Annotated in this window: 13 protein-coding genes; 9 read left to right on the top strand and 4 right to left on the bottom strand. The window is 73.8% G+C overall.

Features of this window, described 5'->3' with window-relative positions; translation table 11 throughout:
- Nucleotides 1-14: 14 nt before the first annotated feature.
- Nucleotides 15-7,850: a type I polyketide synthase gene (locus QFZ75_RS05365; protein WP_307534270.1), complete on the bottom strand. Its 7,836-nt coding sequence runs from the start codon at nt 7,848-7,850 to the stop codon at nt 15-17.
- 360 nt (nt 7,851-8,210) lie between these two features.
- On the opposite strand from QFZ75_RS05365, the gene QFZ75_RS05360 reads away from it, so the two are divergent.
- A complete protein-coding gene (locus QFZ75_RS05360) occupies nt 8,211-9,038 on the top strand; it encodes a methyltransferase domain-containing protein (protein WP_307534268.1) in 828 nt (275 codons plus the stop codon).
- Between the two features lie 34 nt (nt 9,039-9,072).
- On the opposite strand, the gene QFZ75_RS05355 is transcribed toward QFZ75_RS05360, so the two are convergent.
- From QFZ75_RS05355 to QFZ75_RS05345, 3 genes are all read right to left on the bottom strand, one after another.
- Nucleotides 9,073-10,083, bottom strand: coding sequence for a LysR family transcriptional regulator (locus QFZ75_RS05355; protein WP_307534267.1), 1,011 nt, complete (start codon nt 10,081-10,083; stop codon nt 9,073-9,075).
- Between the two features lie 79 nt (nt 10,084-10,162).
- Nucleotides 10,163-10,819 carry a hypothetical protein gene (locus QFZ75_RS05350; protein WP_307534265.1) on the bottom strand — a complete coding sequence of 219 codons (657 nt, stop codon included), beginning with the start codon at nt 10,817-10,819 and terminating at the stop codon, nt 10,163-10,165.
- Nucleotides 10,816-11,658, bottom strand: a complete 843-nt coding sequence (locus tag QFZ75_RS05345; protein ID WP_307534263.1) for a TauD/TfdA family dioxygenase — start codon at nt 11,656-11,658, stop codon at nt 10,816-10,818. The genes QFZ75_RS05350 and QFZ75_RS05345 overlap by 4 nt, the downstream gene beginning before the upstream one ends.
- Before the next feature lie 483 nt (nt 11,659-12,141).
- Between QFZ75_RS05345 and QFZ75_RS05340 the strand changes: the two genes are divergently transcribed.
- The 8 genes from QFZ75_RS05340 (at nt 12,142) to QFZ75_RS05305 (ending at nt 20,615) form a co-directional block, all read left to right on the top strand.
- The gene (locus QFZ75_RS05340; RefSeq protein ID WP_307534262.1) at nt 12,142-13,455 is read left to right on the top strand and encodes a TrpB-like pyridoxal phosphate-dependent enzyme; all 1,314 of its coding nucleotides are present in this window, start codon (nt 12,142-12,144) and stop codon (nt 13,453-13,455) included.
- The gene (locus QFZ75_RS05335; protein WP_307534261.1) at nt 13,436-14,497 is read left to right on the top strand and encodes a beta-ribofuranosylaminobenzene 5'-phosphate synthase family protein; all 1,062 of its coding nucleotides are present in this window, start codon (nt 13,436-13,438) and stop codon (nt 14,495-14,497) included. The genes QFZ75_RS05340 and QFZ75_RS05335 overlap by 20 nt, the downstream gene beginning before the upstream one ends.
- Nucleotides 14,498-14,508: 11 nt before the next feature.
- Nucleotides 14,509-15,816 carry a radical SAM family heme chaperone HemW gene (hemW, locus tag QFZ75_RS05330; RefSeq protein ID WP_307534260.1) on the top strand — a complete coding sequence of 436 codons (1,308 nt, stop codon included), beginning with the start codon at nt 14,509-14,511 and terminating at the stop codon, nt 15,814-15,816.
- Nucleotides 15,813-16,850 carry a carbohydrate kinase family protein gene (locus tag QFZ75_RS05325; RefSeq protein WP_307534258.1) on the top strand — a complete coding sequence of 346 codons (1,038 nt, stop codon included), beginning with the start codon at nt 15,813-15,815 and terminating at the stop codon, nt 16,848-16,850. The genes hemW and QFZ75_RS05325 overlap by 4 nt, the downstream gene beginning before the upstream one ends.
- Nucleotides 16,851-16,959: 109 nt before the next feature.
- Complete coding sequence (locus tag QFZ75_RS05320) at nt 16,960-18,039, top strand: hypothetical protein (protein ID WP_307534256.1); 1,080 nt, start codon at nt 16,960-16,962, stop codon at nt 18,037-18,039.
- Nucleotides 18,036-19,004, top strand: coding sequence for an ABC transporter ATP-binding protein (locus QFZ75_RS05315; protein WP_307534255.1), 969 nt, complete (start codon nt 18,036-18,038; stop codon nt 19,002-19,004). The genes QFZ75_RS05320 and QFZ75_RS05315 overlap by 4 nt, the downstream gene beginning before the upstream one ends.
- Complete coding sequence (locus QFZ75_RS05310) at nt 19,001-19,813, top strand: ABC transporter permease (RefSeq protein ID WP_307534254.1); 813 nt, start codon at nt 19,001-19,003, stop codon at nt 19,811-19,813. Before QFZ75_RS05315 ends, QFZ75_RS05310 begins: the two co-directional genes overlap by 4 nt.
- Nucleotides 19,779-20,615, top strand: a complete 837-nt coding sequence (locus QFZ75_RS05305) for an ABC transporter permease (RefSeq protein ID WP_307534252.1) — start codon at nt 19,779-19,781, stop codon at nt 20,613-20,615. The genes QFZ75_RS05310 and QFZ75_RS05305 overlap by 35 nt, the downstream gene beginning before the upstream one ends.
- Nucleotides 20,616-20,651: the final 36 nt, after the last annotated feature.

The raw sequence follows: 20,651 nt of genomic DNA, 5'->3' as shown, positions 1-20,651 counted from the left end.
CTGCCGCGCCGCGGCTACTCCTCGCCGAGCATGAGCCGCACCAGGTCGTCGACGGGCATGTCGTTGATCTGCTGTTCCGCGTCGTGCGTTTGCCGGGCCCGCTCCCTCTCCCGTGCGCCGGCCGGGTCCGCGGGCCCGGCCCGCTCGCCGGCGTCCTGGGGGAAGGCCGTCTCCAGCAGGAAGTCCGTCAGCCTGGTCGGCGACGGATGGTCGAAGACCACGGTCACCGGCAGGCCCAGCCCGGTACGGTCCCGCAGGCGGTTGCGCAGCTCGACCGCGATCACCGAGTCGACGCCGAGTTCCTTGAACGGGGCACGGTCGCCGATCCGGCTCTCGTCGGCGTGGCCCAGGACGGCCGCCACCTGGGCGCGGACGAGCGCGGAGACCGCCTCCCGGCGCCTGGCCGGCTCCGCCCCGGCCAGTTCCCGCACCGTGGTCGCGGTGGTGGCCGCGTCCTCGGAGCGCGGGCGGGCGCCGCGCAGCAGTGCGCGCACCTCGGGCAGCTCGGCGAGGAGCCGGCTCGGTGTCGCCGCCGAGAAGCCCGGGAAGAACGTCTCCCAGTCGACGTCGGCGACGACCGGTGCGGGGCCGTCGGCGAGGCAGTGCCGCAGACTCTCGACCGCCTCGCCGGGCTCCAGGAGCCGGATGCCCTGCCGGGCCACCGCCTCGCCCAGGCCGTCGCGCGCCGTCATGCCGGCGCCCTCCCACGGCCCCCAGACCACGGAGCTCGCCGTCAGGCCCTGCGCCCTGCGGTACGCGGCCAGGCCGTCCAGGAAGGCGTTGGCCGCCGCGTACCCGGCGTGACCGGCGCTGCCCCACAGCGCCGACACCGAGGAGAACAGCACGAACGCCGCCAGCTCCCGGTCGCGGGTGAGGTCGTGCAGGTGCTGGGCGGCGTCGGCCTTCGCCCGCAGCACCCCGGCGAGGCCGTCCGGGGTGAGTGTGTCGAGCGGGACGCTCTCGATCACCCCGGCCGCGTGCACCACCGCGCCGACCGGACTGCCGTCCGCGTCCAGCGTCCGCAGCAGTCCGGCGAGTGCCTCCCGGTCGGCGACGTCGCAGGCGGCGACGGTGACCCGGACACCGAGCCCGGTCAGCTCGGCCTCCAGCTCGGCGGCGCCCGCCGCCCTCGGCCCGCCGCGGCTGACCAGCACCAGGTGCGCGGCCCCGTTCCCGGCCAGCCAGCGTGCCGCGTGCGCGCCGAGTGCTCCGGTACCGCCGGTGACGAGCACGGTGCCGGCGGGCGTCCACGGCCGCCCGCCGGAGGCGTCCGGCCGCGGCGCGCGCACCAGCCGGCAGGCGAACGTGCCCGAGGCGCGCAGCGCCAGCTGGTTCTCGCCGGCCGGGGCGGCCAGCGCGGCCGGCAGCCGGCCCAGGATCCGTGCGTCCGGCTGCGGAGGCAGATCGACAAGGCCGCCCCAGCGCTCGGGAAGCTCCACCGCGGCGACCCTGCCGAGCCCCCAGAGCTGCGACTGCGCGGGCGTGGTCACCGGGTCCCCGGCGTCGGCCGTCACCGCGCCCCGGGTCACGCACCACATCCGGGCGGTGAGTCCGGACTCGCCGAGTGCCTGGAGCAGGGTCAGGACGCGGGTGAGGTCCCCGGACGCGGAGGGGAGCACCGGTTCCGTCTCCGGCGCGGGCAGGACCAGCACACCGGCCGGCTCCGGCCCCTCGGCGGCCACCGACCGCAGGAGCCGGGCCAGTTCGCTCCGTCCGGTCCCCGGCGCCACCGTCAGCGGCACCACCTGCGCCCCGTTCCGGCCCAGTACGTCCGCGACCGACACCGGCAGCTGCCCGGGCCCGGCCTCCTCCGCGGCGACCACGATCCACCGGCCGTCCAGCACCGCGGCCGGCGTCCCGGACACGGGCTGCCAGGCGATCCGGTACCGCCGGTCGGCGGCGGCGTCCCCGGCGCGCTGCCGTCGGCGCCAGGCACCGAGCGCGGGCAGCAGAGCGTGCAGAGCGTCCGATCCGCCGCCGCCGACCTCGGCGACCAGCCCCGCGGCGTCACCCCGCTCCACCGCCTCCCAGAACCGTCGCTCCGGACCGTCGCCCCTGTCCCGCTCCGGCTCGGCGACGGGCGCCTGCGGCCAGAACCGGTGGCGCTGGAAGGCGTAGGTCGGCAGGTCGACACGGGCCGCGCCGGACCCGGCGAACACCGTCCGCCACTCCACCGGCGCCCCGAGGACGTACGCCTGCGCGAGCGAGGTCGTGAACCGTTCGGGGCCGCCGTCCCCGCGGCGCAGCGAACCCACGAACGCGCCCGAACCGCCGAAGGTCTCGATGGCGTCCAGCGCCCCCACGTTCAGCACCGGGTGCGGGCTCATCTCGATCAGGAGGGTGTGCCCCTTGGCCAGCACCGTCCCCATCGTCCGCTCGAAGTGGACCGGTTCCCGCAGGTTGCGGTACCAGTACGCGGCGTCCAACGCACGGGTGTCGAGGAGTTCCCCGGTCACCGTCGAGTAGAACGGGATGTCGCCGGCGCGGGGCTCGATCTCGCGCAGCGCTTCCAGCAGCCGTTCGCGGATCGCCTCGACCTGCGCGGAGTGCGCCGCGTAGCTCACCGGGATCCGCTTGGCCCGGACGCCCTCGGCGGCGCACTGCTCCAGCAGTTCCGTCAGCGCCCGCTGTTCGCCGGAGACCACCACCGACGACGGTCCGTTGATCACCGCGAGGTCCAGCCGCCCGTCCCAGCACGGCAGCCTGCGCACCCGTTCGGCCGGCAGCGACACGGACACCATGCCTCCCGGACCGGAGATCGCGGTCAGCGCCCGGCTGCGCAGCGCGACGATCCGCGCGGCGTCGGCCAGCGTCAGCCCGCCCGCCACACAGGCCGCGGCGATCTCGCCCTGGCTGTGCCCGAGCACCGCGGTGGGGCGCACGCCGTGCGCCTCCCAGAGCCGGGCGAGCGACACCATCACCGCGAACAGCGCCGGCTGCACGACGTCGACCCGCTCCAGCGCCGGCGCGCCCGGCGCGCCCCGCAGCACGTCCAGGAGCGACCAGTCCACGACCGGTGCGAGCGCCGTCGCACACTCCTCGATCCGCTCCCGGAACACCTCGGAGGTGTCCAGCAGCTCCTTCGCCATCCCGGCCCACTGGGCCCCCTGGCCGGGGAAGACGAACACGGTCTCGGTGCCGCCCACCGCGGTGCCCCGCACCACCCGCTCCGAGGGGGTGTCCCGCACCAGCGCCTCCAGCGCGGCGTGCAGCTGCGGCCCGTCGGCGCCGATCAGCACGGCGCGGTGCTCGAACGCGGCCCGCGTGGTGGCCAGCGAGAACCCGATGTCGGCGGCGGTGGCGCCGGCCCGTCCGGGGCCGCCGAGGTGGGCCCGCAGGCCGGCCGCCTGCGCGCGCAGGGCCTCGGAGGTCTTCGCCGACAGCGTCCACGGCAGCACCGCCCGGGCACCGCCGGTCCGCCGGCCCGGACCGGCGGACCGCGGCTCCCCGCTGCCGACGGGAGCCGGGTCGGCCGGGGCCTCTTCGAGGACGGCGTGCACATTGGTACCGCTGATCCCGAACGAGGAGACGCCCGCCCGGCGCACCCGGCCCTGCACCACCGGCCAGGGCACCGGCTCCCGCAGCAGCGCCACCGCGCCCGCGTTCCAGTCCACGTGCGGGGTCGGCTCGCCGATGTGCAGGCTCCGCGGCAGTACACCGTGGTGCAGCGCCATCACCGTCTTGATCACCGCGGCGACCCCGGCGGCGGCCTGGGTGTGCCCGATGTTCGACTTCACCGAGCCGAGCCGGAGCGGCCCGCGGTCCGCGCGGTCCTGTCCGTACGTCGCCACCAGCGCCTGCGCCTCGATCGGATCGCCGAGCCGGGTGCCGGTGCCGTGCGCCTCCACCGCGTCGACATCCTGGGGGGCGAGCCCGGCGTCGGCCAGCGCCTGCCGGATCACCCGCTCCTGCGACGGGCCGTTCGGCGCCGTCAGGCCGTTGCTCGCACCGTCCTGGTTGACGGCCGAGCCTCTCACCAGCGCCAGTACCCGGTGGCCGTGACGCCGGGCGTCCGACAGCCGCTCCAGCACCAGCACGCCCACGCCTTCGCTCCAGCCGGTGCCGTCGGCCGCCGCCGCGAACGGCTTGCAGCGGCCGTCGGGCGCCAGCCCCCGCTGCCGGGCGAACTCCACGAACATCCCCGGCGTCGCCATCACCGTCACACCGCCGGCCAGCGCCAGCGTGCACTCACCGCTCTGGAGCGACCGGCGCGCCAGATGCAGCGCGGTGAGCGAGGCCGAACAGGCGGTGTCCACGGTGACCGCCGGGCCTTCCAGACCGAGTGCGTACGCGACCCGGCCCGAGATGACGCTCGCGGTGTTCCCGGTCAGCGCGAACCCCTGGCCGCCCTCGGCCGGTTCGCCCAGCCGGGGCCCGTAGTCCTGGGCCGTCGCCCCCGCGAACACCCCGGTCCGGGAGCCCCGCAGGGACAGCGGATCGATCCCGGCCCGCTCCAGTGCCTCCCAGGAGGTCTCCAGCATCAGGCGCTGCTGCGGGTCCATGGCGAGTGCCTCGCGCGGGCTGATCCCGAAGAACGCGTTGTCGAAGGCGGTCGCGTCGTAGAGGAATCCGCCCTCCCGGGCGTACCGGACCGCCGGGTTCTCCGGATCGCGCAACTCGTCGGTGCTCCAGCCCCGGTCGGCCGGGAAGGCCGAGACGGCGTCCCTGCCCTCCGCGACCAGCTGCCACAGGTCCTCGGGCGAGCGCACGTCGCCCGGGTACCGGCAGCCCATGCCGACGATGGCGACCGGTTCGTCGGAACCCGCGGTCACCGCCACCGGGCTCGCGGCGGCCGGCCGGTCGCCCGACAGCTCGGCCCTGAGGAACTCCACCAGGTCACCGGGCGTGGGGTGGTTGTAGATCAGAGTGGGTGCCAGGTGCGCCAGCCCGGTCGCCTCGGCGATGCGGTCGCGGAACTCCACCGCGGTGAGCGAGTCGAAGCCCAGTTCCTTGAAGGTCCGGCCGCCGTCGACCGTGCGGGACGAGAGATGTCCGAGGACTGCCGCCGCACAGGCCCTGACCAGCTCCGGCACGGCGGCGGGCCGGACGGCGGCAGTGGTCGTGGTGGCGGGCTCCCGGGGCGGCGCGGTGCCGGCGTCGGCGTCGGGCGTGGCGTCGACAGGCGGTGCCCCGTCCGGCCGGGCCGTCGTGGTGAGCCACAGGGAGCGCCGCCGGAAGGCGTAGGTGGGCAGGTCGGTGCGCGCGCCGGCCCAGCCGATGAGCGGCTCCCAGTCCACCGGCGTGCCGCGCACGAACGCCTCGGCCAGCGCGGCGGTGACCGTACGGTCCTCCGGCTGCCCCGCGCGCAGCAGCGGCACGACCGCGGCCCCGGTCGGCGCACCCCCGTCGGCAAGGCTTTCGCGGGTCATGGCCGTCAGCCCGCCGGGACCGAGTTCCAGGTAGCTGGTGACACCGGCCGAGCGCAGCGCACGGACGCCGTCGTGGAAGCGCACGGAGCTGCGGATGTGCCGGGTCCAGTACTCCGGCGACCTCAGCTCGTCCGCGGTGGCCGGGCGTCCGGTGACATTGGAGACGACCGGGATCCGCGGGGCGTGGTACTCCAGTTCCGCGGCGAGCGCGCGGAACTCGTCCAGCACCGCGTCCATGTGCGGGGAGTGGAACGCGTGGCTCACCCTGAGCCGCTTGGTCCTGCGCCCACGGGCCGCGAACCGTGCGGCGACGTCCTCGACGCCGTCGAGGTCACCGGAGACGACGGTGGCCCGTGGTCCGTTGACCGCGGCCACCGAGACCTGCCGCACCAGGCCCCGGTCCGACAGCTCCGCGACGACCTCCGCCTCGCCGGCCTCCAGGGCGGCCATGGCGCCGCCCTGCGTGGCCTGCTGCATCAGCCGTCCACGGGCGGCGACCAGCGCGCAGGCGTCGTTCAGCGGGAGCACCCCCGCGACGTGGGCCGCGGCCAGTTCGCCGACGGAGTGGCCGAGCAGGTGATCGGGGTGCAGCCCGCACCGCTGGAGCAGCCGGGCCAGCGCGACCTCCAGCGCGAACAGCGTGGCCTGGGCGGCGTCCGTCCGGTCCAGCGCCGCAGCCCCGGGGCTGCCGGGCTCCGCGAAGAGCAGGTCCTTGACGGGCCAGGGCGTGAAGGTGTCCAGGCAGGCGCAGATCTCGTCGAGCGCCTCGGCGAACGCGGGTACCGCCGCGTGCAGTCGACGTCCCGTTCCGGGGCGTTGGCTGCCCTGACCGGTGAAGAGGAACGCCGTCCCGCCCGCGCCGCGTGCCGAGCCCCGTACCAGGTTCGCGGCGGGCACCCCGCGGGCCAGTGCGTCCAGGCCGCTCAGGAGCTCACCGCGGTCGTCGCCCAGGACCACTGCGCGTTCCTCGAACGCGGTGCGGTGCACGGCGAGCGAGCGGCCCACGGCCGCCGTGTCCGGCACAGGACGCGCGGTGACCCGTGCGGCGAGCCGCCGCGCCTGGGCGCGCAGCGCGTCCCGGGACCGGCCTGACACCACCCAGGGCAGCGGTGGGCGGGTCTCGGCGGACCGCTCGCGCGACGCTTCGCCGCTCACCTCGTGCGCCCTGCCGTCCCCGGTGGGTGCGAGACGGCGGTCGGAGAGCACCGCGTGGCAGTTGGTGCCGCCCATGCCGAAGGAGCTGACACCCGCGATGAACGGGCCGTCCGGGTCCGGCGGGCCGGTCAGCGCGAGCGGGACGCGCAGATTCCAGGCGTCGAAGGCTATCTCCGGACGGGGTGTCACGAAGTTGAGGCTGGGCGGGATCTTCCGATGGCTGACGGTCAGGGCCGTCTTGATGAGACCGGCGATCCCGGCGGCCGCCTCGAGGTGGCCGATGTTCGTCTTCACCGACCCCACCAGCAGCCGGGTGCCGGGCCGCCGGGCCGCGCCGAGCACCGCGCCGAGCGCGGCGGCCTCGATCGGGTCGCCCTTCTTCGTGCCGGTGCCGTGGAGTTCGACGTACTGCACGTCGGCGGGGTCGACGCCGGCGCTCCGGTAGGCGGTGCGCAGCACCTCCTCCTGGGCCCGTGCCGTCGGCACGGTGAGTCCTTCGCCGGCGCCGTCGTTGTTGACCGCGGTGGCTTCCACGACACAGTGGACGCGGTCGCCGTCGGCGACCGCGCGGGAGAGCGGCTTGAGCAGGACGAACCCGGCTCCCTCGCCCCGCACGTAGCCGTTGGCGCGGGCGTCGAAGGTGTGGCACCGGCCGTCCGGGGAGAGCCCGCCGAACGTCTCGGAGCGCCGGGTGCTCTCCGGCGCCAGCACGAGGTTCACCCCGCCCGCCAGCGCAAGCCCCACCTCGCCCCGGCGCAGGCTCTCGGCGGCCATGTGCACGGCGAGCAGGGACGACGCCTGCCCGGCGTCGAGCACCATGCTGGGCCCGCGCAGATCCAGGGCGTAGGAGACCCGGTTGGCGATGATGCTGCGGTGCAGGCCGGTCATGCTGTGCCGGGTGGCCGCCCCGAGACGGTGCTGAAGGGTGGCGTAGTCGTCCCACATGGCGCCCACGAAGACGCCGGTGTTCCGGGCCTGCGGATCGGCCGGCACGACACCGGCGTCCTCGAACGCCTCCCAGCACAGCTCCAGGGCGAGCCGCTGCTGCGGGTCCATGGCGGCGGCCTCGCGGGGCGAGATGTCGAAGAAGTCCGGGTCGAACCGGTCGACGTGGTCGAGGAAGCCGCCGGTGCCGAGACCACCGGTGCCGGAGGAGCCGCGGCGGCCCGGCGGAACCGCGGTGACCGCGCTGCGGCCGTTGCTGATCAGCTCCCAGTAGGCGGTGGGATCCGGGGCACCGGGGAAACGGCAGGCCAGGCCCACGACGGCGATCGGATCGGCGGGTGCGGAGGTGTCTTCGGGCACGAACGCCTGGCCGGAACGCATAGAACTCCCCACAACCGACGACGGGCCGATGTCACGTGATACGTCCCGGACCTGAATTACGGCCGTCCCCGACAGGGACCGGGTAATGCGACGTGAACCGCTCACGACTGCATTCGGGAAAACCCGGCGAGATCACCGAAGTCAGTAGACCCGGCGCGCTCGTGTGCTGTCCAATAACCTGGCACATGAGGTCGATAAACAAGGCTATGAGCCCGTGGAAAAAAGCCGGAACAATGGAAGCGGAAGGCCGTACCGGGCGGCGGAGGCCGCGTTGACAAATGAGTTCGACGGTTTGTAGTTTCCTGTCCGGCCGGGGGTGGAGCGGACGCGCCGGCAGTCGAACGGGAGAGGTGTCTCGAATTGACCGAGCAGTATGCGCCCACCGCGGCGGACGTGGGAACGATGTACGACCAGTCGACAGATCTCCTCTCCGAGGTGATGGGGGGAAACATTCATCTGGGCTACTGGCGTGACGACGAGGACGACGCCACCGTCGAGCAGGCCACCGACGCGCTCACCGACCTGGTCGGCACCCGGCTCGCGCTCTCGCCGGGCGACCGGGTCCTGGACATCGGCTGCGGCAGCGGCAAACCCGCCGTCCGGATCGCGCACACCTGGGGCGTGCACGTCACGGGCGTCACCATCAGCGCCCAGCAGGCGGAGACCGCCGCCGCCCGGCCGGAGGTCGGGACCGGTGCCCGCCAGGTGTCCTTCCTGCAAGGCGACGGCATGGCCCTGCCCTTCCCCGACGCGCACTTCGACCATGCGTACGCGATCGAGAGTCTCCTGCACATGTCCGACCGGGCCGCCGCCCTCGCCGAAGCGGCGCGCGTGTTACGTCCGGGTGGCATTCTGGTGACGGCCAACCCCTATCAGCAGGGCGAACTCGACGCCCGTGAGGCCGAGATGGTCGCGGACAACCGGAAGCTGTTCCAGATTCCGCCGATCGGGAATGCCGACGAATACGTCGCCCATATGCGCAGGGCCTCTTTCGAAGTCCTGGAGACACTGGACATCGGCGAGAACGTACGCCGCAGTCACACCGTCGCGGCGGATCTCATCCGCCGGGTGGACAGACCGAGCGACGGCGCGCTGAGCGAGGAACTCGACCGGGCGGCCGACATCATCGAACGTTTCGGTGAACTCCCGCAGATCGGCTACGGACTGATCGTCGCCCGGCGGTCCTGAACCACCCCGCCCTCCCGCCGCCCGAGGTCCCCGCTCAGGTCCAGCCGCGGCCGTGCTCGAGGAGCCGGCTGTGCGCGGTGGCCAGCTGCGGACGCGTCGCGGTGCCGTCACGGGTGGCGAGGTACGTCGTCGTGATCGGCGGTATCTCGGGTCTGAGCAGGGGCACCAGCGCGCCCCGGGCGATGCCGTCGGCACACAGGTACGTGGGCAGCACGGCGAGGCCGACCGAGGCCTCGACGGCGGCCAGTACGGCCCGGTGGTCGGGGACCACCGCAGGCGTCGCGGCCGCCCCGGTGTGGAAGACCGACCACCAGTAGTGGTCGACGAGCGGCAGGTACTCCGAGCAGGTCACCAGCCGCTGGCCACCCGGCAGAGGGGCGTCGCCCGGAGCCCGGTCCCGCGGGATCGCGCGCGCGACCCCGGGCGAGGCGACCAGGCAGCACTCCTCGTCGTAGAGGGGCAGCGCGCTGATGCCCTTGGCGCGGGGGCGCGTCCGGGCGACGACGATGTCGAGTTCGCCCTCGGCCAGCTGCGCGAGCAGTGTGTCGGACAGCTCCGAAGTGATGCGCAGACGCACCGGATCGCGGAGCATGTCGGCCAGCACCGGCAGGATCCGGTCGCTGATCAGATCGCTCGGGGCACCCAGCCGCAGCGGGCGGGCCGGGGCGCCGTCGGCCGAATAGCGCCGCACCACGAAGTCGAGGGCGTCGACCGGGCCTTCGGCGTCCCGGGCGAGCGAGTCGGCGGCCGAGGTGGGCCTGGACCCGGTGGCCTGGCGGATGAACAGCCGTGTCCCGAACCGCTCCTCCAGCATCCGGATCTGATGGGTCACGGCGGGCTGCGAGATGTGCAGCCGGCGGGACGCCCGGCCGAAGGAGCCCGTCCGGTAGACCTCAAGGAAGGTACGCAGCAGACCCGGGTTGAGCGGTTCCGTCTGCGGCCGGGCCGCCGGGACCTGCGGATCTCCACGGGACTCGGCCTGCGGGCGGGGCCGCGGGCGCGGTGTCGTACCGGTTCCCGGTGGTCGGGGGCGGGGGGAGGGCATCAGAGCAGGCTCCATGAGTACGGCCGGCGGACGTGGGGGGGGGAGAGAGAGGCGTGGAGCGGATCCCGGGCCGCGCGCCTCAGGGCTTCGGCAGATGCGGTACGAGTTCCTCGAAGGTGCGGCGCTGCCCCAGCGAGGTGTCCAGGAGCAGGCCGTTGTTGCTCAGCGCCAGTCGGCGGAAGGCCGCCACCCGGTGCTCGTACACGTCGAGTGCCAGCGGGTCGTCGCGTTCGGCGGCCCGGCTGCGCACCCGGGCACTGGCCACGTCCGCCGGCACGGTCGTGAACACCGAGAGGTCCGGCGCGGGGAAGCAGCCGATCAGCGGTTCCACCACGGCGCGTGCCCCGGCCGGCACTCCGTGCACGAGCAGCTCGCCCAGCGGCGTGAAGAGATAGCGGTCGACCACGACGACCCGGCCGGCCCGCAACGCGGGCAGGATGCGCGCCCGCACGGTCATCAGCCGGTCCCCGAGCACGGTGCAGCACATGGCGAGCGGGTCGACCTCGCCGGTCCGCACGGCGCCGAAGGGATCGGCGCTGTACTCCTTGAACCAGCGGCTCGCCTTCAGCTCACGGGAAGGCAGTTTGAAGCCGCGGACGGTGTGGCCGCGCGCCCGCAGGAAGGCCCGGGTCGTCCGGGTGGTGGTGGTCTTGCCGCTGCCGTCGACGCCGTCGAAAGCGATGAGCGTGCCGGGAAGTCCGTGAGGCCGGACCGGCAGCCGCCACTGCGGGATCACAGGGCCCGTCCGCTGTACCGGGCGGTCGTCCGGTGGACCAGGCGGCGCGTCCCGGCCGGCACGCCCTCGCCGCGGTGCAGGAGCGAGGGGTTGTCCCAGACCAGCAGGTCACCCGGGCGCCAGGCGTGCGCGTACTGCCACCGCGGCCGCACGGTGTGCGCGTACAACTCCTCGATCAGGTTCCGGCTCTCGGCCTCCGGCAGGCCCTCGATCCGGTCCAGGCACATCTCGTTGAGGTACAGGGCCGGCTCGCCGGTGACCGGGTGCGGGCGCACCAGCGGGTGCGTCACCGGCGGGAAGGCCACGCGCTCGGCGGCCGCCTCCGCCCGCGACACCCGCGAGGAGGCCTGCCGCAGCGTCGAGAAGTTCCGTCCGAAGTCGTGCACGGCGCGCAGTCCGGCGACACGCTCCCGGAGCGTCCGCGGCAGTTCGGCGAGCGGGCCGCGGGCGTCGTTGAACCGGGTGCGGCCGCCCTCCGCGGGCGCCACCACCCCGTACAGCAACGTGGCGTCGGTGGGCTCCGGCAGGAACGAGGCGTCGCTGTGCCAGTGCTCGGCGGGCCGCTTGTAGGCGCGGGGCGGCGACGACTCGAAAACCTCGGCGTAGGGACTGTCGGAGTGCCCGTGCGTGGGGTCCCAGGGGAGCGCCGGCCTGCCGAAGAGCGAGGTGACCCGTAACTGGGCCTCGACGGTGAGCCGTTGGCCGGAGAAGAGCAGCAGCCGGTGCCGGTGCAGGGCCCGGACGAGTTCCTCCGCGTGCGCCCCGGCCTCCGCGGTGTCGAGTGCGACGCCGAACACCTCGGCGCCGAACGAAGTGTTCAGGGGTTTGTACGTGAGCATCCGCAGGGCTCTCCTTGCCGCCGGTGTCGCTGTCGTGGCTACGGTGGGGGACCGGCCCATGAGCACCGTGACCGCAGGCCGGCGAGGCGGTGCGGAAGACGTGTGCGTATGCGGTGCACGAGGCGGAGTACGGCCCCTCGGCCAGTTGCGAGCCAAGGACATTACACCGCGGACGCCGCCGGATTTCAGGGACGCATCGATGGGACATTGGTCCTCTTGAGGGTGCTGGGGCGACCTGACACGCTGGCCCGGCACGAACGCACCGAAGCCGCGCCCTCCCACGGTTACCTGGTCCGACGGGCGCCACGCCCTCCCACGGAACGCCGTCCGAGGGGACTCTCGGTGACGGTCCCCGCGCAGTTCCGCAGCACCGGTTCCGCAGCCAGCGGAACCCGCGGGCGGACGGTGGACCGGTCCCGGTGTGCGCAGTGGCCGCTTCCCGGTGGCCCCACCCACCAGATCCGACAACCGACCTTCTTGGGAGTGACGGTGACCATCGCCGAGGAGCGTTCCACAGCCAACCGCTTCGTCCTGTCCGAGGACGAGGTGCCCCAACGCTGGTACAACCTCGTTGTCGACCTGCCGTACGACATCGACCCCCCTCTGCACTCCACGGAGGACCGGCCCGCGCTCACCGAGGACTACGACTGGCTCTGGCCCACCGAGTGCCTGAAGATCGAGTTCCTGCAGGGCCGGTACGCGACGGACCCGTGGATCGAGGTGCCCGATCCGGTGCTGCGCACCTACCGGCGCTACCGGCCCTCGACCCTGGTCCGGGCCAAAGGCCTGGAGGAGTACCTCGACACCCCGCATCAGATCTTCTACAAGCGTGAGGACCTCAACCCCGGAGGCAGCCACAAGTTCAACACCGCGCTGGCGCAGGCGTACTACGCCGCCCAGGACGGTGTCGAGACGCTCGTCACGGACACCGGCGCCGGCCAGTGGGGCACCGCCCTCGCCCTCGCCTGCGCCGCCTTCGGCATCAAGCTGAAGGTGTTCATGGTCCGCAAGAGCTTCGACGAGAAGCCCTACCGGCGCAACCTCATGCGGATGCTGGGCGCCGAGGTCGTCTCCTCGCCGAGCCGCACCACCAGGACCGGCCGCGGCGTGCTGGACAAGGACGCGGACAGCCCCGGCAGCCTCGGCATCGGCATGGCGGAGGCCATCGAGCTGGTCCGCCACGAGCCCTCGCACCGGCTGGCGCTCGGCTGCATGTCGTACTACGCGGCCATGCACCAGACCGTCATCGGCCTGGAGACCCAGGCACAGCTCGCGCAGGCCGGCGTCGGCGCCGACGTCCTGGTCGGCTGCGTCGGCGGCGGCAGCAACTTCACCGGCTTCGTCGCCCCGTTCGTCACGGGTGACGACCGGCCGCTGTGCATCGCCGCGGAACCCGCCTCGGTGCCCACTCTCACCACCGGCGAGTTCCGCTACGACTGGGCCGACTACGAGCGGCAGACCCCGCGCATCCCGATGTACACCCTCGGCAGCGACTTCGTGCCGCCGCCCATCCACTCCGGCGGTCTGCGCTACCACGGCAAGACCCCGATCCTCTCCAGCCTCGTCAAGCACGGCCTGATCACCCCGCGCTCCTTCGAGCAGCAGGAGGTCTTCGAGGCCGGTCGGCTGTTCCTGCGCACCGAGGGCGTGCTGCCCGCGCCGGAGAGCTCCCACGCCATCCTCGCCGCCATCGACGAGGCCAAGCAGGGCGGCAGGCCGCGCACCATCGTCATCTGCCTCAGCGGCCACGGCTACCTGGACCTTCAGGGGTACGCAGATGTCCTCGACCTCGGCTGACCCAGTCCCCCTCCTGCCCCGCCACCGGGCGGCGTCGGTCCCCGACGCGGTGGAGGTCCGGACGTCGTCCCGGGTGCATGTCACGCTCATCGACATGAACGGGGCGGCCGGCCGCCGCGACGGCGGCGTCGGCTTCGCGGTGGCCGACCCCGGACTGCGCCTCGTCCTGGCCCGCGGCGGACCGCCGCACCGGGACGAGGCCGCCGGGGCGGGGAACGAGCGGGCCGCCGCGGCGGTGCGGCACGCCGCCGCGGCCCTCGGTGTCCCGGCCCCGGCCCGGGTCCGGGTGCGCTCCACGGTCGCGGCCCACAGCGGCCTCGGCTCGGGCACCCAGCTGCGGCTCGCCGCGCTGCGCGGTCTGGCGGAGCTGGAGGGCCTGGACCTGGGCGACCGGGAACTGGCGGCGCTGTCGGGACGCGGCGGCACCTCCGGCATCGGCGTGCACGCCTTCACCCGCGGCGGCTTCCTCGTGGACGGCGGCCACCGCACCCGCGACAAGGAGGCGTTCGCGCCGAGCCGCTTCGCCGAGGGCCTGCCGGTCCCCCCGCTGCTGTACGCCAGGACCCCGCCCGCCCACTGGGGCGTGGTGCTGGCCATGCCGGAGGGTGTCCGGGGTCTGGAGGGCGTGGCCGAACGGGACTTCATGGCCGCGCACACCCCGGTGCCGCTGCCCGCCGTCGAGGCGGTCGCGCACACCGTGCTCATGGGGCTGCTGCCCGCCCTGGAGGAGGGCGACCTGGCCGCTTTCGGTGACGGTCTCACCCGGCTTCAGGACATCGGGTGGAAGCAGGCCCACTGGCAGCGGCCGGAGCTGCGCCGGTGGCGGCCGCTGGTCGGTCTGATGCGCGCCGAAGGCGCCGCCGGGGGCGGCCTGAGCTCGACCGGGCCGCTGGTGTACGCCGTCTACGACCGGACCCGGCACGGCGACGGGGAACTGACCGGGCGGATCCGCGCCGCCGCGGACCGGGCCGGACTGCCGCTGGCCTCACTGACCACCACGACCTTCGGCGGCCCCGCGGCCACCGTACTTCCCGAGGAGTGAGGGCGATCCCCATGGACCAGTCGGAGCTGGAGGAGATCGAGCGCGACTACGTGCGCTGGTATCCCGCCCGTATCACCGCGATGGACCCCGGGGCCGCGTGGGCGCGGCCCACGATGGGGCTGTACGCCCACATCCCCTACTGCGCCCACCGCTGTCACTTCTGCAAGTACAAGGTGAAGGTCGGCGACGACCTGCACGACGAGATGGACGTCTTCCTCGACGCCCTGGAGAACGAGATCCGCACCGTGCGGGAGCGCGGTCAGGTGGCCGGACGCCCACTGGACGTGGTCTTCATCGGCGGCGGTACGCCCTCGCTGCTGGCCACCCGTCAGCTCGACCGGCTGCTGACCGTCATCACCTCGTCGTTCGAGCTGACCGACGACTGCGAATTCAGCATGGAGTGGAGCCCCGCCTCGCTCAGCGCCGAGAAGCTCCGGCTGTTCCGCGCCGCCGGGGGCAGCCGGCTCAGCATCGGAGTGCAGTCCTTCAACGACGCCGTGCTCAAGGAGATCGGGCGCGACCACACCTCCGCCGAGGCCCGGGAGGCGCTGCGGCTGGCCCACGAGGCGGGCTTCGACAACATCAACCTCGACCTGATCTACCGGCTGCCCGGCCAGAACGTCGAGGACGTCCGCCGCTCCGTGCGCGACGCCCTCGCCTGCGACCCCGCGCACATCAGTTTCTACCCGCTGTGGATCCGCGAGCAGACCGTGCTCTGGTCCCGGCTCCAGAAGGGCGAACTGGAGATCCCCGGTGAGGACGTCGAGCAGGAGATGTTCGAGGCCGGCCGGGAGATCTTCGAGGAGAACGGCTACGAGCACTACAACGTCTTCGACTTCGTCCGCCGCACCACACCCCGCTGCCGGTACACCGAACTCCAGTGGGAGGACGGCGAATGGGTCGGGGTCGGCCCGAGCGCGGTGACCTACGTCGAGGGCCGGCACACCATCAACGCCTACTCGATCGGCGACTACATCGAGCAGGCCCGCACCACCGGCGCCGCCACCACGGCCGGCGCCGTCCTCGACCTGCCTGCGCGGATGCGCCGCACCATGATGTTCGGCCTGCGGATGAACCCCTTCGACACCGACCGCTTCCGCCGCCAGTACGGCGTGGACGTCGACACCGTCTTCGGGCCGGAGCTGACCGCGCTCACCGAGAACGGTCTCGTCGTCCGCGACGGCCGGCTGCTGCGGCTCAGCGCCGAGGGCGTCCGCAAGGTGAACAACATCGGCAAGCTCTTCTACACGGCACCGGACGACCGCCAGTCCCTGGGCCTGTCCCGGCGGGGTCTGCCCATCGTGGAAGTGGACCGGTGACCGCCGCACCGGGCCGTCGGCCCCGGGTCGTGGGCCTCGGCCTGGTGATGGCGGATGTCCGGGTGGTCTGCCCGGTCCCGCTCGTTCAGGAGCACGACCCCAGCGTCGCGGCGATGGACCTCCGGCTGGGCGGGGCCACCACCAACACACTGGCCGCGCTGCAGCGGCTCGGCGCCCGCACCGCCGTGGCGGGCGTGGTGGGCGACGACTGGATCGGCCGCTTCCTGCTCGACCAGCTGGACGTCCGCGGGGTCGGCCGGGAGCACGTGGTGACGGTGCCCGGATCCAGCCCCTCCTGCCTGGTCCTGGAGTCGCCGCCGACCCGGACGCTGCTGTGGCACCTGCCCGCACGGCTGGAGCGGGCGGCCGGGACGGCGCTGCGCCCGCTGCTGCCCCGGCTCGTGGAGGACGCGGACGCCGTCCACGTGAACGGCCGCTTCCTGCCGGTCGCCGCCGAACTGTGCGCCCTGGCCCGGGAACGCGGCATCACCGTCTCGCTCAACGCGGGCCGCGGTGACGTCTCCTCCGGCGTCTCCGCGCTGCTGGACCACGCCGACGTCCTGGTCGCGGCAGAGCACTGGGCCCTCGCCGAGACCGGCGCGAGGACCGGCCGGGAGGCGTGCGAGCGATTGTCCCGGCGGGCCTGCGGGCCTCCCCGGCTGGTCTCCGTGACCTGCGGCGAGCACGGCAGCTGGACCGCGGGCCCCGGGAGGCCGCAGGCCGTGCACACCCGGGCCCCGGACGTGCCGCCGGGGCTGCCCACCGCGGGAGCGGGGGACGCCTACCACGCGGGCTTCCTCGCCGCCGCCCTGGCGGGGGCCGCACCGCGACGATGCGCGCGGGCCGGAGCCGACGAGGCCGGCCGCCATCTGTCCGGGGCCGCGGCGGTCCCCGCCGCCCAGAACCCACCGGAAGACACCCTCCGGTGCCGTCCGAACGACAGGAAGGGGGTGCAGAACCATGAAGTTCGACATCAAGAAGGCCGGCACGTGCAACGGCGGCAAGGCGCTGTGACCGTGCGCGCCGAGACGTAACACCCCTTTCGGCGTGGCGGGCACATGTTGATGCCCGTCAAGGTGTCCGCCACACCGATTCGGCATGTCCCCGAAGGACCGACGCGCACGGACGACGAGGTTACGAGGATTGAGCAGACAGCACGCCATCGACGACCACTACTTCACGCCCGAGGACACCGCCGAGGCGGTCGACCTCGTCAACCGGACCCACCCCGACGGATGCCGGGGCGCCTTCGTCGTCGGCAGTCTCTCCGTCGGTCTCGGCCACGCCGAGTCCGACCTCGACATCGTCGCCGTGCACGACACCGCCCAGCTGGCCCGCCAGTATGTCGCCAACGGCCGCCGCCTCGACCTCACCACCGTGCCGCTCGCCGTCTGGGAGGCCCGGGCCGCGTCGATGGCGCGGTACGCCGTCACCCGGACCGACCGCTCCCAGGGAGACCTCGACCGCGCGGAGATGACCAGGATCGTCCGCTACGCGGTGGCCGGCCGGCTCCCCGTGGGACGCACCGGTGAGGACGCCCCGGCCGGACCCGACCGCGACGTGGTCGCCCAGGTCATGATCTACCGCAACGCCTTCGTGGTCGCCGGCCTGGCCGAGGACGCCGCGGGGGCCCTCGCCATCGGTGACCCGTACACGGCGCTGCTCGCCGCCCGCGGCGCGGTCGAGGCCGGCCTGGACGCACTGCTCTCCGCGGAACGCGACCTGTACATCGGGCCGAAGTTCCTGCTGCGCCGCGTCGCCCGGTCCCGGCTGCTCGGCCCGAACCTGCCGGCCGTCTGGGAACTGCTGCACGAGCCGGTGCCGCTCGACGGCCTGACCGGACACGCGGAGGCCGTCGTCCGGCGCCGGCTCGCTCTCGCCGTCGCCCTGGTCGGCGTGGCCACCACCCGCGGCTGGAACGGTACCGGGGACATCGCCGAACTCCGGCTGCCCGGGGGAGCCGGCACCGGCCCGACGCAGAGCCCGTACCACAGTCTGCTCCGCTTCACCGACGGCTTCGTGCTGGCCGGACCGAACACGGCCTACGACCTCACCGATCCCATGGCACACCTCTGGAGCCTGTGCACGGGCGCCGGAGCGGCCGATGTGCACGCGGAGTTCACCCGCGTCCTCGACGCCGACGTCCCCGAGGCGGAACTGGCCGGTGCGGTGGCCGCTCTCGCGGAGCTGGGCGTCGTCGAGTTGCCGCGGGACGCGCCGTGACCGCCGTCGAAGTCGTCGGCCTGGGCCGTGACTTCGTCTCCTCCGGCCGCCGGGTCACCGCCCTGGACCGGGTGGACCTCACCGTCGCCGAGGGCGAGATCGTGGCCCTGCTCGGGGAGAACGGTGCCGGCAAGACCACCCTGACCAAGATCCTCGCCACCCTGCTGCTGCCCAGCCGCGGCACCGCGCGGATCTTCGGCGTGGACGTCACCGAACGGCCTCAGGAGGTCCGCCGTCACCAGTCCGTCGTCTTCGGCGGCGAACGAGGCTTCTACCACCGGCTCTCCGCCCGCGAGAACCTCCGCTTCTTCGCCCTGCTCGACGGCGCCCCGCCGCGCGGCCTGCGGCAGCTGGTCGACCGGTCGCTGGAGCGCGCGGGCCTCGCGGACGCCGCGGGCCGCGCCGTCGAGACGTACTCCCGCGGCATGCGCCAGCGACTCCACCTCGCTGTCGGCTTCGCCACCCGGCCCCGCCTCATGCTGCTCGACGAACCCACCCTCGGGCTCGACCCGGTGGAGGCGGCCCGGCTGCGCGCGGAGATCTCCGCCCTGCGGGACCAGGGCGTCACCATCCTGCTGACCAGCCATCACCTGCTGGATGTCGAGGAACTGGCCGACCGCGTCGTCGCGCTGCACGGCGGCCGGGTCGTCGAGGACCTGCCGCTGGCCGACTTCACCCGGCGGGCCGGCTTCGCCGCCGTCATCACGGTCACCGGGCACGGCCCCCGGCCCGAGCCCCGCACCGGCCACGGGATCCGGATCCGCGACGAGGGCCCGGCGGGCGGCCCGGGGGAGGGAGAGGGCGCGGGCGGCTGGACGCTCGTGATCGAGATCGAGGAGTGGGGCATGGTGGCGCTGGGCGGGATCGGCGCCCTGCTCGACGGCTGCGAGGTGACCGGCTTCGACGTCGCGCCGGCCCGGCTGGAGGACTCCTTCCGGCGCCTGTACGAGAGTCCGCGCCGATGAGGGCCCCCGCGCCCGGCGTCCCGCCGACCGGTCCCGGGGCGCTGCGCACACACCTGGCGGTGTTGTGGGCCTCCGCCCGGATCCAGGCCGTCCTGACCCTGCACAGCCCCGCCGTGGTGATCCTCGCGGGGGTCCAGCCGGCCGCCCTGCTCCTGATCACCCTGCCCCGCGACCCCGGCGACCGCGACACCGCCACCCGGGTCCTCGTCTCGGTGCTTGTCACCTGCCTGTGGGGCGGGCTGGTGTGGATGGCCGGTGGCATCGTCCGCCGTGACCTCGTCCAGGGCACCATGACCCGCAGTGTGGTCGGCGTCCGCGACCCCCAGCTGGTCCTGGTGGGCAAGTGCGCCGGGGCGGTGCTCTTCACCTGCGGCGCGCTCGCGGTCGTCGGAACCGCCGTCCCACTGCTGTTCGGACTGCGGCTGCGGCTTCCGCCCCCGCTCCTGCTGCTGGTCGGCCTGGTGATGACGGTCGTCTCCGCGGTCGCCATGGGCATGTTGCTCAGCTGCGTGTTCGTGCTGACCCGGCACGGCGTGCACCTCGGCAACGCCCTGCTCTACCCGGTCTACATCCTCGGCGGCACCATCCTCCCGGGCGGGTCGATCCCCCCGGGGCTGCGCTGGATCGCCTGGCTCGTGCCGCTGCGCTGGGCGAAGGAGTACATGGTGGACGTCTCGTTCGGCCGACCCGCGGGCGCGTCGCTCGCGGCCATGGCCGTGCTGGCCGCCCTCCACTTCCTGGCCGGGGCCGTTCTGTTCGGGAAGGTGGTGGACCGTGCCAGACGCCGCGGCACCCTCGAGTTCACCTGAGACCTCCGACCCGGGCCCGTTCCCCGTCGCCCGCGAACTGCTCCGCTTCTCCTGGCGGCTGTACCTGGCCGAGGAGACCCCGCGGGTACTGCTGCTGTCCAAGCTCCCCAGGGCCGTTCTCCAGGCGGTGTTCTACACACTCCTCGTCGGACTCCGGCCCGCCGCCGGCCTGGACGTCGCAGCCGCGCGGGAGGCCGCGTTCACCGGAGTCTCCGCCTTCGTCATGTGTCTGTCCACCGTGGTCGGGGTGAGCGGGGTCCAGCCCCTGGACCGGGACGAACGCACCCTCGCTGCGCTGCTCGTCGGACGCGTGCCCGTGCTGCGGGTGCTGCTCGCCCGGTATCTGCCCTACGCCGCCGAGGGCCTGCTGCTCTCCCTCGGCACGGTCGTCCTGGCCGGTCCCGTCCTGACCGGTACGGCGACGGCGGCACAGTTGCTCGCCCGCACAGGGGTGTACACGGTCATGGCACTCACCACCCTGTGCGTGGGCGCCGCCGTCGGCGCGCTGGCACTGCTGGGCCGCTCCGAGCTGCTGTACGGCAACGCCGCGCTCTACCTCGTCCTGGTCCTCAGCGGCGCGGTGCCGGCGCCGGGCCTGCCCGGGTGGACCGGCACGGTGGCCGGGCTGCTGCCGCTCACCCACGGCATCGAGGCACTGCACCGCTCCCTGGACGGCGAACCCGTCGCCGGGCAGCTCCTCGCCGAACTCGGCGTCGGGGCGCTGTGGCTGGCGGCCGTCGTAGGGCTGGTCCGCCTGTGGGCGCTGAGAACCCGCAGAAACGGCCACGCGGACGGAGGCTGACAGATCCCACACCCATAATGGAATTCCGCCGCCCGT

It is taken from the genome of Streptomyces sp. V3I8, from assembly GCF_030817535.1.
GTDB lineage: Bacteria > Actinomycetota > Actinomycetes > Streptomycetales > Streptomycetaceae > Streptomyces.
The sequence above is the reverse complement of the archived record's forward strand: the minus strand, read 5'-3'. Positions and strand labels throughout refer to the sequence as shown.